This is a genomic window from Paenarthrobacter aurescens (genome assembly GCF_041549525.1).
Classification (GTDB): Bacteria; Actinomycetota; Actinomycetes; order Actinomycetales; family Micrococcaceae; genus Arthrobacter; species Arthrobacter aurescens.
In genome coordinates this window covers 2,510,562-2,527,412 of the sequence record NZ_CP157456.1, presented here as the reverse complement: position 1 = coordinate 2,527,412, position 16,851 = coordinate 2,510,562, and the positions used below count along the sequence as shown (strand labels likewise).

Annotated in this window: 14 protein-coding genes and 2 tRNA genes; 13 read left to right on the top strand and 3 right to left on the bottom strand. The window is 62.2% G+C overall.

Annotated features, from left to right (window positions below):
• Positions 1-1,128 carry a histidine kinase gene (locus ABI796_RS11710; RefSeq protein WP_141285313.1) on the bottom strand — a complete coding sequence of 376 codons (1,128 nt, stop codon included), beginning with the start codon at positions 1,126-1,128 and terminating at the stop codon, positions 1-3.
• Positions 1,129-1,317: 189 nt separating this feature from the next.
• On the opposite strand from ABI796_RS11710, the gene ABI796_RS11705 reads away from it, so the two are divergent.
• The 10 genes from ABI796_RS11705 to ABI796_RS11660 all read left to right on the top strand — a co-directional run bounded on the left by ABI796_RS11705 (position 1,318) and on the right by ABI796_RS11660 (position 11,829).
• Entirely contained in the window at positions 1,318-2,370 is a 1,053-nt protein-coding gene (locus ABI796_RS11705; protein WP_141285214.1) for a 3-isopropylmalate dehydrogenase, read from the top strand.
• Positions 2,371-2,490: 120 nt separating this feature from the next.
• Positions 2,491-3,603, top strand: coding sequence for a branched-chain amino acid aminotransferase (locus ABI796_RS11700; RefSeq protein WP_141285216.1), 1,113 nt, complete (start codon positions 2,491-2,493; stop codon positions 3,601-3,603).
• Positions 3,604-3,927: 324 nt separating this feature from the next.
• The gene (locus ABI796_RS11695) at positions 3,928-4,728 is read left to right on the top strand and encodes an MBL fold metallo-hydrolase (RefSeq protein WP_141285315.1); all 801 of its coding nucleotides are present in this window, start codon (positions 3,928-3,930) and stop codon (positions 4,726-4,728) included.
• A 23-nt stretch (positions 4,729-4,751) separates the two neighbouring features.
• Positions 4,752-5,528, top strand: coding sequence for a fumarylacetoacetate hydrolase family protein (locus ABI796_RS11690; RefSeq protein WP_141285218.1), 777 nt, complete (start codon positions 4,752-4,754; stop codon positions 5,526-5,528).
• Positions 5,529-5,650: 122 nt separating this feature from the next.
• The gene (gene gltX / locus ABI796_RS11685; RefSeq protein WP_141285220.1) at positions 5,651-7,177 is read left to right on the top strand and encodes a glutamate--tRNA ligase; all 1,527 of its coding nucleotides are present in this window, start codon (positions 5,651-5,653) and stop codon (positions 7,175-7,177) included.
• An 8-nt stretch (positions 7,178-7,185) separates the two neighbouring features.
• Positions 7,186-7,914, top strand: a complete 729-nt coding sequence (locus ABI796_RS11680; RefSeq protein WP_141285222.1) for an HAD family hydrolase — start codon at positions 7,186-7,188, stop codon at positions 7,912-7,914.
• A gap of 137 nt (positions 7,915-8,051) precedes the next feature.
• Positions 8,052-8,123, top strand: a tRNA-Gln gene (locus tag ABI796_RS11675).
• Between the two features lie 127 nt (positions 8,124-8,250).
• A tRNA-Glu gene (locus ABI796_RS11670) sits at positions 8,251-8,326 on the top strand.
• A 105-nt stretch (positions 8,327-8,431) separates the two neighbouring features.
• Positions 8,432-10,213: a dynamin family protein gene (locus ABI796_RS11665; RefSeq protein WP_141285224.1), complete on the top strand. Its 1,782-nt coding sequence runs from the start codon at positions 8,432-8,434 to the stop codon at positions 10,211-10,213.
• Entirely contained in the window at positions 10,210-11,829 is a 1,620-nt protein-coding gene (locus ABI796_RS11660) for a GTPase (protein WP_141285226.1), read from the top strand. The genes ABI796_RS11665 and ABI796_RS11660 overlap by 4 nt, the downstream gene beginning before the upstream one ends.
• Before the next feature lie 27 nt (positions 11,830-11,856).
• Here ABI796_RS11660 and ABI796_RS11655 read toward each other — a convergent pair whose 3' ends face one another.
• Complete coding sequence (locus tag ABI796_RS11655; RefSeq protein WP_141285317.1) at positions 11,857-12,393, bottom strand: DUF1697 domain-containing protein; 537 nt, start codon at positions 12,391-12,393, stop codon at positions 11,857-11,859.
• Between the two features lies 1 nt (position 12,394).
• Positions 12,395-13,114, bottom strand: a complete 720-nt coding sequence (locus ABI796_RS11650) for an IclR family transcriptional regulator (protein WP_014922101.1) — start codon at positions 13,112-13,114, stop codon at positions 12,395-12,397.
• A 123-nt stretch (positions 13,115-13,237) separates the two neighbouring features.
• Between ABI796_RS11650 and leuC the strand changes: the two genes are divergently transcribed.
• From leuC to murA, 3 genes are all read left to right on the top strand, one after another.
• Positions 13,238-14,689, top strand: a complete 1,452-nt coding sequence (leuC, locus tag ABI796_RS11645; protein ID WP_141285228.1) for a 3-isopropylmalate dehydratase large subunit — start codon at positions 13,238-13,240, stop codon at positions 14,687-14,689.
• Between the two features lie 9 nt (positions 14,690-14,698).
• A complete protein-coding gene (leuD, locus tag ABI796_RS11640; protein ID WP_141285230.1) occupies positions 14,699-15,307 on the top strand; it encodes a 3-isopropylmalate dehydratase small subunit in 609 nt (202 codons plus the stop codon).
• Positions 15,308-15,515: 208 nt separating this feature from the next.
• The gene (gene murA / locus ABI796_RS11635; protein ID WP_024817180.1) at positions 15,516-16,841 is read left to right on the top strand and encodes a UDP-N-acetylglucosamine 1-carboxyvinyltransferase; all 1,326 of its coding nucleotides are present in this window, start codon (positions 15,516-15,518) and stop codon (positions 16,839-16,841) included.
• Positions 16,842-16,851: the final 10 nt, after the last annotated feature.

Here is a 16,851-nt window from a genome sequence, read left to right as displayed (position 1 = left end):
TTAGGCCTCCGAATAGGGGATGAAAGCGGACACACGGAAACCGCCGCCCTGTACCGGGCCTGCGGTCAAGGAACCATCGTAGAGGGAGACCCGTTCGCCCATCCCCGGCAGACCGTTGCCCCCGCCTGGCGTGGGCGGATCCGCAGCGGCACCCCGGCCGTCGTCGATGATGTCCAGCTGCAATCCGCGGGCTTGCCAGGTGAGGTTAACGCCCGCCGTCGCGTTGGGTCCGGCATGTTTCATTACATTGGTGAGGGCTTCTTGAATGATGCGGTAAGCGGTGAGTTCAGCACCGGCGGGAAGGGGCCTGCGGGGTACGCCGGACTGATCAAAGCTCACCTGGAGTGTGGCAGCACGGAAGCCGAGGAGGAGTTCATCCAGGTCCGAGAGCCGGGGTTGTGGCCTGGTAGGGGAGTCGTCGTCCGAGCGGAGGACCCCCAGAAGTCTTCGCATCTCTCCCAAGGAGTCCCGGCCCGTGGCGGCAATGGTGGCCAGGGCCTCGGTAGCGAGTTCCGGCCTGGTTGCCGCAGCGTACCTCGCTCCGTCGGCCTGGGTAATGATGACTGAGAGTGAATGGGCCACAATGTCATGCATTTCGCGGGCAATGTGGGAGCGTTCGTCGGCAGCAGCCAGTTTCCGTTCCTGCATCTGCTCTACTTCAAGCCTCCGGGTACGGTCCTCCAATGCTTGAAGCTGAAGCCTGCGGACGCGAGTGAGGTCTCCAAGCGTCCAACTGACCAGAACCAGCATCCAGATCAGCACAGTGTAGAGCGCACCTATGGTCAGGCCCAGGATGCCGGATTCAGCGGTGGTGGAAAAGAGGCGGGTGGTGAGCATGACGCCACCCAGGAGACCGGCCAGCAGAACTGTCCGGCTGGCCCACGTGGGCCCATAGGCTGCCGTGGCGTAGATGACAAGGGGAACTGCGATCTGGCCGGCCACTGGCTCCGCGCCCACTGCCCACTGGATGAGGCATACCAGGATGACGGCCCCAGCCGCCACAGCCGGGCGGGTGCGGCGCCAGGCGAGGGGAAACAGCAAGCTGCAGGACAGGAGGAAAAGCCAAGGCCTGTCGGCAACCAGATATACCGGACCGAAGAGGAGAATCAGCAGGCAGGTTGCCGTCATGTCCACTTTGAAGCGATTGATCCGGAACCATTCGTACGCCGCGTGCCTTCTATCCACGCTACGACTCTATGCGCAGGGTCCGGGGCCGGGCATCATGCCAGGGTCTGACTTCCGGGCCATATCGTGAGGATATGTTCGAGGAGTGAGACGATTTTGACCAACATGTGGATTGCTTGGCTAGATAGAACCATGAGCGCAACGTCCATCAATCTCGCTGTCATCCCTGGCGACGGCATTGGCCCCGAGGTCATCGCCGAAGCTGTCAAGGTTCTGGAAAAGGCTGTCGCCGCCGAAGGCGTTGCCCTCGAACTGACAAACTACAAGCTCGGCGCCCAGCACTGGCTTGAGACTGGCGAGACCCTCCCGGACGAGGTACTGGCAGATCTGCGGACCCGTGATGCCATCCTCTTCGGTGCAGTAGGCGCTGCCCCGGGCGACACCCGCATCCCGTCCGGCATCATTGAACGCGAGATGTTGCTCAAGCTCCGATTCAGCCTTGACCACTATGTGAACCTGCGCCCGTCCCGCCTCTACGGCACGGTCGGCAGCCCCCTGGCCAACCCCGGCACCATCGATTTCATTGTTGTCCGGGAAGGGACCGAGGGCCCGTACGTGGGTAACGGTGGCACACTGCGTGGCGGCACGCCGCACGAGGTCGCCACCGAAGTTTCGCTCAACACCGCCCACGGTGTGGAGCGCGTTGTCCGTGACGCCTTCCGCCGTGCCAGCGAGCGTCCCCGCAAGCACGTCACCCTTGTCCACAAGCACAACGTGCTCGTGTTTGCCGGGCACCTCTGGAAGCGGACTGTCGAGGCCGTGGCCCAGGAATTCCCCGAGGTCACCCACGACTACCTGCACATCGATGCAGCCACCATTTTCATGGTGACCGACCCCTCGCGTTTTGATGTCATCGTCACCGACAACCTGTTCGGAGACATCCTCACCGACCTCGCCGCGGCCATCACCGGCGGCATCGGCCTGGCGGCATCGGGCAATATCAACATGGACCGTACTGCGCCGTCAATGTTTGAACCCGTCCACGGCTCAGCCCCGGATATCGCCGGACAGCAGAAAGCCGATCCCACCGCGGCCATCCTCTCCGCAGTGCTGCTCCTGGACCACCTTGGCTACACCACGGCGGCCCGCAAGATCGAAGCGGCAGTAGTTGCCGACGTCGAAAGCCGCACCGGCGAGCCACGCGGCACTGCCGCCATTGGCGATGCCATTGCGGCCGCACTTTAGGCCCGAATCTCAGGCGTAAGCTTGTGTTGAATTATTTACCTGCTTCCCTGGTCCATCGCTGAACCACACCCTTTTTTGGGGCACGGTTCGCCCTGCCAGGTAGCTGACTGTGGAGGAAACATGACTCAGACTGCCCATGGCGTCGAATTCAGCCAGCAGCTTTCGGAAACCCCGAAATCTGCTGAGGAGCGTGCAGCCGTCCTGGCGAACCCAGGCTTCGGCGACTACTTCACCGACCACACCGCCGTCGTTGACTACAAGGTTGACGCCGATGGCAATGGCGGTTGGCAGAATGCCAGGATCGAGCCGTACGGACCCATTTCCCTGGACCCTTCGGCTGCTGTCCTGCACTACGGCCAGGAAATCTTCGAAGGCCTTAAGGCCTACCGTCACGCTGACGGTTCGGTGTGGACGTTCCGGCCCGAAGCGAACGCAGCGCGCTTGAACAAGTCCGCGCGTCGCCTGGCCCTCCCGGAACTGCCCGAAGAGTACTTCCTCGGCGCCATCCGCGAACTCGTGCAGGCGGACAAGGAATGGGTTCCTTCCGGCGACGGTGAAGCCCTCTACCTGCGTCCGTTCATGATTGCCACGGAGGCGTTCCTCGGTGTCCGTGCAGCCCGTGAAGTGTCTTTCCGGGTTATCGCTTCCCCGGCCGGCAACTACTTTGGCGGCGAGCTCAAGCCTGTTTCCATCTGGATCTCCCGCGAGTACGCCCGTGCAGGCCGCGGCGGTACCGGTGCTGCCAAGTGCGGCGGCAACTACGCAGCCTCCCTGATTGCGCAGCAGGAAGCCGAAGCGAACGGCTGCAAGCAGGTATTGTTCCTGGACCACTTCAACGACGACGCCGTGGAAGAACTCGGCGGAATGAACGTCTTCTTCGTCATGAAGGACGGCTCCCTGGTAACCCCGGCCCTGAGCGGAACCATCCTTGAAGGCGTCACCCGCATGTCCGTCATCCAGGTGGCCAAGGACATGGGCCGTGAAGTGACCGAGCGCAAGATCACCCTGGACGAGTGGCGCGACGGCGTTGCCTCCGGTGAGATCACCGAGGTCTTCGCATGCGGCACCGCAGCTGTGATCACGCCGATCGGTGTGCTCAAGGACGCCACGGAATTCATCGGCTCCGAGGATGCGAAAGCCGGCGAGACCACCATGGCCATCCGCCAGCAGCTCCTGGGCATCCAGACCGGCACCGTGGAGGACACCCACGGCTGGCTCACCCGCCTGGTCTAGTCCCGGGTTTTCCAGCACCACATCAACGCACGACGGCGGTCCTTCCACTTGGCAGACAAGCGGAAGGGCCGCTGTTCTGCTTTCCCGCACGCTCGATCACATAACTCGGGTTTGCGTCGAACCTTCTCTCAGTTCCCTCGGGCGTTCTAACGTTCTCGATCCTGGCACCTCAGCCGCCAGAAGGCGTCGAGTCTGGGAAGGGCACGGGATATGAGAGACCGTTGGTGGAACAGGCCTGGGATGTGAGAGAGGGGCGGTGGGGAGGGCGCGGGATGTGAGAGAGCGCGCGTTCAGTGCCAAGATGGGACTGTGACTTCAGAATCGATGGCGACTTCCGGTAACTCACCCACCAGCGGCTCCTCTTCCCTGCAGCGCAGCAGCGGGCTCACCCGTTTCAGACTGGCACCGAACCCGGGCCCGATGAGCCTGGACGGTACCAACTCCTATGTCATCGGTGCCCCTGGTTCCCCCTCTGTGGCGGTGGTTGACCCGGGCCCTGAAGACGAACACCACCTGGCAGTTTTGGCATCGGCGGGTGTTGTGGATGTAGTCCTCATTACGCATCGGCATGCGGACCATACCGAGGCCTCAGCGCGTTTTCACCGGATCACCGGCGCCCCGGTCCGCGCAGCATTGCCTGAGCATTGCCACGGAGGTGAGCCGCTGATGGACGGCGAGGTGCTGATGGCCGGCGGCGTGGAGATCCGTGTGGTGGCAACGCCGGGCCACACGTCGGACTCCCTCTGCTTCCATCTCCCGCAGGACGGCCCCACCGGCTCCGTCCTGACCGGCGACACCATTCTGGGCCGCGGCACCACCGTGTTGGATTATCCCGATGGCAAGCTGGGGGATTACCTTGCAAGCCTGGACAGGCTGGAAGCCCTCGGGCCCGCAACACTGCTGCCCGCACATGGGCCTGTTCTCCCGGCATTGGACGAGAAGTGCCGCGAGTACCGGGATCACAGGGAGCAAAGGCTCGATCAAATCAGGACGGCGCTGAGGCATTTGGGAAGCGAGGCGTCAATTGCGGCGGTCACCGACTCCGTTTATCCCGACGTCGACCCTTCCGTCAGGTGGGCGGCAGAGACTTCGGTCGCAGCCCAGTTGGATTACCTCCGAAGCTAGAGCCGGACTGTAGGCTTGAGCCCATGCGTATCGCCCGGTTTGTAGTTGATTCTGATCCCCTATACGGCGTTGTTGAAGGTGAGCCCGGCAGTGAGGAAATCACTGTCATCAACGGCGACCCCTTCTTCAACGGTGTGGAACGTACCCATGTGAAGCACAAGCTTGAGGACGTACGGCTCCTCGCTCCGATCATTCCCCGAAGCAAGGTTATTGGCGTCGGCCGGAACTTCGCTGAGCACGCTGCCGAGCTCGGCAACGAGGTTCCGCAGCAACCGCTGCTCTTCCTCAAGCCCAACACGTCGGTGATCGGCCCGAACGATCCCATCATCCTTCCCGAATTTTCGGAGGAAGTTTCCTTCGAAGCTGAGCTGTGTGTGGTAATCGGCCGGATCTGCAAGGACGTTCCCGAGGACCGTGCCGACGACGTCATCTTCGGCTACACGTGCGGCAACGATCTCACAGCCCGCGACGTCCAAAAGACCGACCTTCAGTGGGCGCGGGCCAAAGGATTTGATACTTCAGCGCCCCTTGGACCGTGGATCGAAACGGACCTTGACCACGAGGACCTGGCCATCCAGGGCCGGCTCAATGGTGAACTCCGCCAGGACGGCAGCACCAACCAGATGATCCGTGGCGTCCGCGAGCTTGTCTCGATCGTTTCGCACGCATTTACTCTGCTTCCGGGCGATGTGATCATGACCGGAACGCCCGCAGGCGTCGGCCTGGTCAGTGAGGGCGACCGTTTTGACGTGGAGATCGAAGGCATCGGCCGTCTTTCCAACCCGGTGGTCCGCCGCTAGGCACATCCCAGTAGTCAGACCCCGACGGCGGCACTTGCCTCATGCACGAAAGGCCAGTGCCGTCGTCGGGCACGTCAGGCCGGGAAATTGAAGCGGTGCCAGGCGGTAAAGTTGGAACCACTATGACTACTGCTTCTGCGTCGAACGCTGCCCCCAGCGCCATTCCTGCCGTTAACGCCGAGACTCCGGTCCGCGTCCGTTTTTGCCCGTCGCCCACGGGAACACCGCACGTTGGCCTGATCCGCACCGCCCTGTTCAACTGGGCTTATGCACGCCACACCGGCGGCAAGCTGATCTTCCGCATCGAGGACACGGACTCGGCGCGGGACAGCGAAGAGAGCTACCACCAGTTGCTGGACGCCCTGAAATGGCTCGGAATCAACTGGGATGAAGGCGTGGAAGTTGGCGGGCCGCACGAACCCTACCGGCAGTCGCAGCGCGGCGCGATTTACCAGGATGTCATCGCCAAGCTCAAAGCCGGGGGGCACATCTACGAGTCCTATTCCACTCCTGATGAAATCGAAGCCCGTCACAAGGCGGCCGGCCGCGATCCCAAGCTGGGCTACGACGGCTTCGACCGTCACCTTACGGATGAGCAGCTGGCACAGTTCAAGGCCGAGGGCCGCGAGGCTGTGCTGCGTTTGCGCATGCCGGACGAGGACCTGACCTTCAATGACCTGGTCCGCGGTGAGATCACGTTCAAGGCCGGTTCGGTTCCCGACTTCGCTGTTGTCCGCGCCAATGGAGCTCCGCTCTATACGCTGGTGAACCCGGTGGATGATGCCCTCATGGGCATCACCCACGTCCTGCGCGGCGAGGACCTGCTCAGCTCCACTCCGCGGCAGATTGCGCTGTACCGCGCCCTCTACGCCATTGGTGTTGCCGAGTACATGCCGGAGTTCGGCCACCTGCCTTATGTCATGGGCCAGGGCAACAAGAAGCTCTCCAAGCGCGATCCCGAGTCCAGCTTATTCCTGCACCGCGAACGTGGCTTCATCCCTGAGGGCCTGCTCAACTACCTCTCGCTCCTGGGCTGGTCACTGAGCGCGGACGAGGACATCTTCACCGTGGAGCAGCTCGTAGCCAACTTCGATATCCACGACGTCCTGGGTAACCCCGCGCGTTTTGATATCAAGAAGGCCGAAGCCATTAACGGCACGCATGTGCGGATGCTTGCGCCGGAGGACTTCAAGGAGCGTTTGGTTCCCTACCTCCGGGCTGCTGGTTTCGTAGGGGAGATTCTGACGCCGCGTCAGGAAGAGATCCTCAACGAGGCGGCCCCTCTGGTTCAGGAACGGATCACGCTGCTTGGCGAAGCTCCCGAGATGCTGGCTTTCCTCTTCAAGGCCGATGACGCCATTGATATTGCCGAGGATGCCCGCAAGGGTCTTCCGCAGAACATGGACGAAGTCCTCGATGCAGCTCTGGCGGCACTGGAACCGATCGGTGATTGGACGGCAGAGAACATCCAGACCGCCCTTAAGCAGGCCCTGGTTGAGGACCTCGGGATCAAACCCCGCGCAGCGTTCGGGCCTGTGCGCACCGCCATCTCAGGACGCCGCATTTCTCCGCCCCTGTTCGAGTCCATGGTGATCCTCGGCAAGGACTCATCACTCACCCGGGTCCGCGCGTTCCGCGGCCAGCAGTAGAAGAAGTCATGGCTATTTCAAGTTCTTTCGGCACTGTTCGCGGTATCCTCTTTGACATTGATGACACCCTGGTGGACCTTGAGTACGCCATGACAACGGCACTGCGCGATGTCAGCGAGCATCTCCTGCCCGGCCTGGATCAGGCCGGGTGGGTGAAGTTCGGACGCATCTTTACCCACGAGACCACGCATTTTTACGACCGCTACCTGGCCGGAGAGCTGACCTTCAATGAGCAGCGGCTCTTGAGGGGCAGAGCTGCTTTGGGTCACTTCGGCGTGGAGCTTCAGGACGGTGAGCAGGCCCAAGCGTGGGTGGCCGAATATCACAAGCTCCAGACGGCTTATGTGCGGGCTTTTGAGGACGTAGAGGAAGTTCTCAATGCCCTGGATGCCGCCGGTGTTCCCTACGGCGCCGTGAGCAACAATGTCCATGATTACCAGCGGGCCAAACTTGATGGTGCGGGTCTGTCCCGGATCAGGATCCTGGTAGGTACGGACACTGTGGGAGTGCCAAAGCCGGATCCGGCAATCTACCTCGAAGGTGTGCGCTTGCTGGGCACAGTGCCGGGAGAAACGCTGTACGTTGGCGACAACAGGCTCCTTGATGCTGACGGCGCCACGGCGGCCGGCCTGATCGGCGTATGGCTGAACAGGACCGGGGAAGTGGTGGAGGAGTTCACGGGGCGCCAAGTGGACTCCCTTTCACGACTGCTGGTGCCGGCTCCTACGGCTGCGTAGGAATCATGTGATGCAGGTAACGGCTTTCCGATTTGTGCAGGTGGCAAGACTCCGGTAGAGTCATTACTCGTGCTGAGGGGCACGGAGGGAAAAGCTGAGGGAAACCAAAGCGTAGAACTCCGGTCCGAAAGTCACTTTGGGATATGGTGTAATTGGCAACACTACGGTTTCTGGTACCGTCATTCTAGGTTCGAGTCCTGGTATCCCAGCTCTGAAAGTCCGCGTAAATCCGCTGGAAATTCAGATGTTTCAAGTCGCTGAGTCGATTTGGAGCGAAGCTGAAAGTATGAAATACTCATTCAGCTTGATCGCCGGAAACGGTGATAAAAAGTGCAAGGCCCCATCGTATAGCGGCCTAGTACGCCGCCCTCTCACGGCGGTAACGCGGGTTCGAATCCCGCTGGGGTCACCAGCAAATCCCCCGGAACCATGGTTCCGGGGGATTTCTTTTTCCCCGGATTTGTCTTCCCTGCTTGCGCCGCCCCTGTGACGGGGATCGGGCTGGCATGATGATGCTGTGACCGCTAATGATGATCAGAGAACACCCCGGGCTATCCAAGCTGCCCAAGGCGCGGTAACCGCCGTCGAGACCTTGGAAGCGGCCCGTGCGGAACTTGCGGCCACATCCCTGCCCCTTGCCGTGCCGGAGGTCCGCGAGGCGCGCCAGTGGATTCGTGAGTCCCTGGCACAGCTGGACGACTACGTGATTCCCCGCTACCGAAGCCTGGACGCCCCGCTGCTGGCGGTTGTGGGCGGTTCCACAGGTGCAGGGAAGTCCACCTTGGTCAATGCGCTGATTGGCTATCCGGTGACCCGTTCCGGCGCCATCAGGCCCACAACCCGCCAGCCCATCCTCCTCCACCATCCCTTGGACGGGGAGTGGTTTGAGGGCCGGCGGATACTTCCGGGCCTGGACCGGATCCGCGGCAAAGTCTCAGCAAACCCTTTGCCGGCGCATCAGGCAGGTGCCACCCCGGACGCCCAAGCCATCACGTCATTGGTGCTGGTGGGTCACGAATCAGTGCCTCAGGGAATAGCGCTCCTTGATGCCCCGGATGTCGATTCGATCTCCGATGACAACCGCAGGCTCGCCGGACAATTGCTCGCTGCCGCTGACCTTTGGGTGTTTGTCACCACGGCAAACCGCTACGCCGACGCCGTACCTTGGCGGTTGCTGCTGGACGCGGCCTCGCGCGATATCACTGTGGCAGTGGTCCTTGACCGTGTTCCGGCTGCTGCCGAAGAGGAAGTCAGGACAGATCTGCAGGCAATGTTGGACAAGCAAGGACTGGCCGGGGCCAAACTCTTCGTCGTTCCGGAAAGTGCTCTGGACGGTCTGGGGATGCTTCCTGAGGAGTCCGTGATCCCGCTGCGCCAGTGGTTGGGTGACCTTGCAGCTGATGCAGCCGGACGGGCGGAAGTGGCTCGAAGAACCCTCAACGGAGCCGTCAAGGCTGTCAGCGTCCGGATGGACGGAATTGCGGGAGCTACTGCTGCCCAGGAGGCTGCCGCAGAGGATCTCCGGATGACGTGCGTAGCGGAGTATGAGCAAGCGCTCTCGCGCATCCTTGAGGCCACCAAGGATGGAGCATTGCTTCGCGGCGAGGTGTTGGCACGGTGGCAGGACTTTGTGGGGACAGGGGAGTTCTTCCGTGCGCTGGAGCAGAATATCGGCCGGATGCGGGACCGTGTAGGGGCTTTCTTCCGTGGCGAGCCGGCTCCGGCCGTGAAGGTTGAAACCGCTATAGAAGCCGGTCTGCAGGCCGTGATCCTGGACGAGGCTGCGAACGCAGCCGAGAACGTGGACAGACGTTGGCGTGCCGATGCTGCCGGCAGGGAGCTCCTTGGCTCAGAAGATCTCTCAGGTACCAGCGATGGCTTTGATGCGAAGACCGCAGCGGCCATACGGTCCTGGCAGCAGGGCTTGATGGAGATGATCCGTACCCAGGGCCAGGGCAAGCGGACCCAGGCCCGGTGGCTGTCCTTCGGAGTCAACGGGCTCGGTGCCGCACTCATGGTGGTGGTGTTCTCCATGACTGCCGGCCTCAGCGGCCTGGAGATCGGGATTGCAGGTGGAACGGCTGTTGTTGGCCAAAAGCTGCTTGAAGCGGTATTCGGTGAAGATGCGGTACGTCGCCTGGCCCAGCAAGCCAGGGATGATTTGCATACTCAATGCCAACGGCTCCTGGACGATGAGAGGGAAAGGTTCCTTGGCCGGCTTGACTCCGCCCGCCCGGAGTCCGGAACAGACCTCGCCCGCTTCGCCCAGGCCTTGCGCACCTTGGCGGGGGCAGCATGAGCCGTCATGGCCTGGTCCGCGAGTCGTCGCTGCTGCAGCGCAGGCTTGAATCCCTCAATGCTGCACGGGAACTGGCTGAGGGTGTCCTCCCGGATCCTGATCTGCAATCCGTGTACGAGGTCTTGGAACGGGCCACCTCGCGGCGGTCACTGTCGGCAGATCACACGGTGGTGGGATTCTTCGGGGCGACAGGCAGCGGAAAATCCTCCTTGTTCAATGCTGTTTCGGACAGCAGTCTCGCGACCGCCACTGCGCGGCGCCCCACGACGTCGGCACCGTTGGCGGGCATTTGGGGCGAGGAAGGCAGCGGGCCGCTGCTTGACTGGTTGGACGTCAAAGAGCGGCATACGCTGCCACCGGTTCCAGGGCTCGCGGAGGAGAACACCGGCTTGGTGCTGCTGGATCTGCCGGACTTCGATTCCACCAGAGTGGAGAACCGGGAGATCGTTCAGCGAATGGTGGGCATGGTTGATGTCCTGGTGTGGGTTCTGGACCCGCAGAAATACGCCGACGCTACAGTGCATCATGATTTTCTTCGCCCTATGGCCTCTCATGGGGCGGTGACCCTGGTTGTCCTGAACCAGATGGACAAACTCAACACAGCCGACGCTGCCGCTGTGATGCAGTCTTTGGAAGGGATCCTTGCAGGGGACGGCTTGGGGAAGGTCCGGGTCCTTGGCGCCTCAGCGCTAACGGGCGACGGCGTCCAAAGCCTCCGCGCGGTGATCAGGAAGGTGGTGGTTCAGCGGGAGGCAACAACAGAACGCCTGGCAGCGGACGTTGCGAAGGCCGCCGTGGAACTTGCCAAAGCCTCCGGCGAGGGCGAAGCCAGGGGCGTCAAGGGTGGAACGAAAGCCCGCCTCGCGTCTGAATTGTCGACGGCGGCAAATGTTCCGGTTGTTGTGGACGCCGTTCACCGATCTTTTAAGCGGGAATCAGCCAAAAGAACAGGCTGGCCCGTCACCCGGTGGCTTTTGCGTTTCCGGCCCGACCCGTTGCGGCGGCTGAACCTGGGCAGGGACGACACCAGGCCGGAACTGAACAGAACATCTCTGCCACCTGCCGGTGCACCCGAGAGGGCAAGGACGGACGCAGCGGTGCGGGATTTTGCGGACGATGCTTCAGCGGGCGCCCCGGGTCCTTGGCGTGCCGCCATCCGCAGTGCCGCAAGGGACGGGCGGGAGGAGCTGCCCGACGCCTTGGATCAAGCGATTGCAGGCACTGACCTCTTGGCGGGTAAACGTCCCCTGTGGTGGCTTCTTTTCAATACCCTCCAATGGATCGCGCTTGTGCTCGCAGCAGGTGGCCTGGGCTGGTTGGGTGTGTTGGCCGCGCTCGGCTACTTCCAAATGCCAGTGCCTGAGGTGCCCCGAACAGAAGGGTGGCCGTGGCCAACCCTGATGGTTGCCGGGGGAGTGGTGCTGGGAATCGCCCTTGCCATCACCGGGAGGATTCTTGGTGGATGGGCGGCGCGTGCCAGGGCTTCGAGGGCAGCGAAGCGGTTGAAGGCAGCCGTGGCAGCGGTTGCCGAGCAGCGGATTGTGGAGCCCGTCGAAGTGGAGATCACCCGCTTGAAAGCGTTCAACGCAGCCCTCAAGGCCGCACGCCCGGGCTAGACCGTGCCCAACATCAAAAGTCAGAGCCTAGAGGGACGCGGCTGCATCCCTGACTTTGATGAGGGTGCGCAGGTTCCTGGTAGTAGTGCTGGCTTTGTAGCGTGCCTTGGCCGAGAGTTTGCTGAAGGGACTGTCCAGTGTTCCGCCGGCAGGGGCCAGCCAAGCGGAGGCCTCCGGGCCGAGCCGCACCTGTTCCACGCCGCCAAGCGCTTCGCCGGCCTGGAAGAGTTCATCAAGCATCGCAGTATCGGACGCAAGGGTGATGTAACTGTGCGTGGATTTGTCGTCCGCCGGATACGGGCACGCGGCCACTAATTCGCCGATCCTTGCAGCGGTGAGGACAACCACCCAGGCGTCGTAACCGAAGGTTTCCCGCAGGCATTTCTCGAACTGTGTTTTGACGTCCTTGGCGCTGAGTTCACTTTGCAGCACCACGTTCCCGCTGGCCAAGAGGGTTTTGACCTTGCTGAACGGGTAGTCCTTCAGTGCAGAGGAGAGATCGGCCATCTTGATGTTGATGCCGCCAACATTGACGCCGCGGAGGAAGACTGCATAGCTGAACACGCTAGTCATTGTTCTTCCGCAGGGCTTCGGTGAGGACCCGGGCGGCGTTGCAGACCACTTCGGCGTGAAGGCGTCCCGGTTGGCGGGTGAGGCGCTCAATCGGACCTGAAATGGACACTGCCGCAATGACCCTGCCGGACGGTCCGCGAACGGGAGCGGAAACCGAGGCGACCCCGGGTTCGCGTTCGCCAAGGCTCTGACCCCAGCCCCGGCGTCGTACCCCTGCCAGGACGGTGGGCGTAAAGCGCGCGTTTTGCAGCCCCTCCAGGAGTCGGTCGTGGTCTTCCCACGCCAGCAATACCTGCGCGGCTGAGCCAGCCTTCATGGAGAGCTGGGTGCCCACGGGAATGGTGTCGCGCAGGCCGATGGGCCGTTCGGCTGAGGCTACGCAGACACGCCAGTCGCCTTGGCGGCGGAAGATCTGCGCGCTTTCACCCGTGGCGTCACGGAGTTGAATGAGAACGGGGCCAGCGGAGGCGATGAGCCGGTCTTCGCCGGCAGCTGATGCGAGTTCCACCAGTCGGCTGCCCAGGACGAAGCGTCCTTGGATGTCGCGGCTCACCAAACGGTGGTGAACAAGGGCCAGCGCGAGCCGGTGAACGGTGGGCCGGGCAAGGCCCGTGGCTGCCACAAGCTGCGCAAGAGTGGTGGGCCCGGCCTCAAGGGCATCGAGTACTTGGGCCGCTTTATCAATGACACCGACTCCACTAGAATTGTCCATGTAATGATATTGCCGTCTCAATATCTGAGATGCAAGTTGTTTCACTGGCCTATTTTGACGCCGGGCTGCTTCAGTGGAACAAGAACAACGCAACAAACCAACCGCAGTGAAGGGAGCAAGGCCGTGGGAAAGACACTGGCCGAGAAAGTCTGGGACGCGCACGTAGTGCGCAAGGGTGAAGGCGAAGGAGCCAATGCCCAGCCCGATCTTCTCTTCATCGACCTTCACCTCGTCCATGAGGTAACGTCCCCGCAGGCTTTCGAGGGCCTGCGCCTGGCCGGCCGGCCATTGCGACGCGTGGATCTCACCATTGCCACCGAGGACCACAACACTCCCACGCTGGACATCGACAAACCAATTGCGGACCTGACAAGCCGTACGCAGATTGAGACACTGCGCGCCAACTGCAAGGAATTCGGCGTCCGCCTTCACTCCCTCGGTGACAAGGAACAGGGAATCGTGCACGTGGTGGGTCCCCAGCTGGGCCTGACACAGCCCGGTATGACCGTGGTCTGTGGCGACTCGCACACGTCAACCCACGGCGCCTTCGGTGCTCTTGCCATGGGCATCGGCACGTCCGAGGTGGAGCATGTCATGGCCACCCAGACCCTGTCGCTGAAGCCGTTCAAAACCATGGCAATCAACGTCGAAGGTACGCTGCGTCCCGGCGTCACTGCCAAGGACATCATCCTCGCTGTCATCGCCAAGATCGGGACCGGCGGCGGGCAGGGGTACGTTCTGGAATACCGCGGCTCGGCCATCCGTGCTCTGTCCATGGACGCCCGCATGACCATTTGCAACATGTCCATCGAAGCCGGCGCCCGCGCCGGAATGGTGGCTCCGGACCAGACCACCTACGACTACATGCAGGGCCGCCCCCATGCGCCGGAAGGCGAAGACTGGGATGCCGCCGTCGAGTACTGGAACACGCTGAACACCGACGCCGACGCGACCTTCGACGCCGAAGTTGACCTTGACGCTGACACCCTTGAGCCGTTCGTGACCTGGGGGACCAACCCGGGCCAGGGCGTTTCACTGTCCGCCAAGGTACCCTCTCCCGAGGACTTTGGTGACGAGAACGCCAAGGCGGCGGCCGAGCGCGCCCTGCAGTACATGGGCCTGGAAGCCGGCACCCCCATGAAGGACATCCGCGTGGATACGGTCTTCCTGGGATCCTGCACCAACTCCCGTGTTGAAGACCTTCGAGCCGCTGCGGACATCATTCGTGGGCGCGAAAAGGACCCCAACGTCCGCATGCTGGTGGTTCCGGGTTCGGCCCGGGTCCGGTTGGAGGCTGAGGCAGAAGGACTGGACAAGGTGTTCAAGGACTTTGGTGCTGAATGGCGTTTCGCCGGATGCTCCATGTGCTTGGGCATGAACCCGGACCAGTTGGAACCTGGAGAGCGTTGCGCGTCAACGTCCAACCGCAACTTTGAGGGACGCCAGGGCAAGGGCGGCCGCACGCACTTGGTCTCGCCGGTGGTGGCCGCAGCCACGGCCGTTCGAGGCACGCTGAGCTCGCCTTCGGACCTTGAGTCCGCCGCCGCAGGCAACCTGACCGGAATCGCAGTCTAGGAGGATCCCATGGAAGCATTCACTACTCACACGGGCATCGGCGTTCCACTGCGCCAGAGCAACGTTGACACTGACCAGATCATCCCCGCTGTGTACCTCAAGCGCATCACCCGTACAGGCTTTGAGGACGCTTTGTTCGCTGCCTGGCGCAAGGACGAATCCTTCATCCTGAACCAAGCACCTTTCCGTGCCGGCTCTGTTCTGGTGGCCGGACCTGATTTTGGTACGGGATCATCCCGTGAACACGCCGTCTGGGCATTGAAGGACTACGGGTTCAAGGCTGTTCTGTCCTCACGCTTTGCCGATATCTTCCGCGGAAACTCCGGCAAGCAGGGTCTGCTCGCCGCGGAGGTTGCCCAAGATGATATTGAACTGATCTGGAAGGTCCTGGAGAACGCCCCCGGCACCGAAGTCAAGGTGGACCTGGTGTCCAAAACGGTTGAGTGCGGCAACGTGGTGGCTCCGTTCGAGATTGACGACTACACGCGTTGGCGTCTTCTGGAAGGGCTCGACGACATTGGCCTGACCCTTAAGCATGAAGAGGACATCACGGCCTACGAGGCCACCCGTCCCTCTTTCAAGCCCAAGACGCTGCCGGCCAAAGTCGATGCCCGGTAGCCTCTGATGCAAGGCCGCAAACCTGCGGACAACGGACCGGCTGGCCCCCTTCGGGAGGGCCGGCCGGTCCATTTTTGTTTCTCTGTTTCCGGTGAACCATCATCGGGCCGCCGGGCGGTTCCATTTCGGATCGGTAAAGCGAGCTTCTATGCTTAGCTGGAGCCTTTGTAAGTTTGGGGGGCGAGTAGTCGTGAGGAAACCGGTATAGATGAGTAGTGTTCTGACAATCCGCGGTGGCGTCCCGTTGACCGGGCGCGTGACCGTTCGCGGTGCCAAGAACCTGGTGCCCAAGGCCATGGTGGCGGCGTTGCTGGGCAGCGAACCATCGGTGCTGAGGAACGTGCCGGAAATCAAGGACGTAGAGGTTGTCACCAGCCTGCTGCAGTTGCACGGCGTGACCGTGGTGAAGGATCCCGAATCGGGAGACCTCACCTTGGATCCCAAGGACGCAAAGACGGCCTCCAGCACGGCAATTGATGCCCACGCCGGAGATTCGCGGATTCCCATCCTTCTGTGCGGACCGCTGATCCACGCGATCGGCGAGGCCTTCATTCCGGACCTGGGCGGCTGCAAGATCGGCGACAGGCCGATCGACTATCACCTGAACGTCCTTCGGCAGTTTGGTGCCGTGGTGGAGAAGCGTCCCGGCGGCATCCACATCTCCGCACCGAACGGACTGCACGGAGCTAAAATCTCGCTGCCGTACCCCTCGGTGGGCGCCACCGAGCAGGTATTGCTCAGCGCCACGCGTGCGGAGGGCATTACAGAGCTCATTGGTGCAGCCACCGAGCCCGAGATCATCGATCTCATTGCGGTCCTGCAGAAGATGGGCGCCATCATCAGCGTCCAGACGGACCGGACCATCCGGATCGAGGGCGTCAAGGATCTGCGGGGCTATAACCACCGTGCGCTCCCGGACCGCAACGAATCCGCGTCCTGGGCTTCTGCTGCCTTGGTGACGCGCGGCGACATCTTCGTAGAGGGCGCTTCGCAGCGTGACATGATGACGTTCCTGAACACCTACCGCAAGGTTGGTGGTGGCATGGACATCGGCGACGACGGCATTCGCTTCTACCACCAGGGCGGCAAGCTCTCCCCGCTCGTCCTGGAGACGGACGTCCACCCCGGTTTCATGACGGACTGGCAGCAGCCCCTGGTGGTTGCGCTCACCCAGGCCGAGGGCGTCTCCATTGTCCATGAGACCGTCTATGAGAACCGCTTCGGCTTCACCGAAGCCCTTGCGCGCATGGGGGCAAACATCCAGGTGCACCGCGAATGCCTGGGCAGTGTTCCTTGCCGGTTCGGACAGCGGAACTTCCTGCACTCAGCAGTCATTTCCGGTCCCACTCCGCTCCGCGGCACAGACATAGACATCCCCGATCTCCGGGGCGGCTTCAGCCACCTCATCGCGGCGCTGGCTGCCACGGGCACTTCACGGGTTACTGGCATCGACATCATCAATCGCGGTTACGAGCGCTTCACCGAGAAGCTGGCCGGCCTGGGTGCCGATTTCGATATCACCACCACCAAGTAGCGGGGGCTCC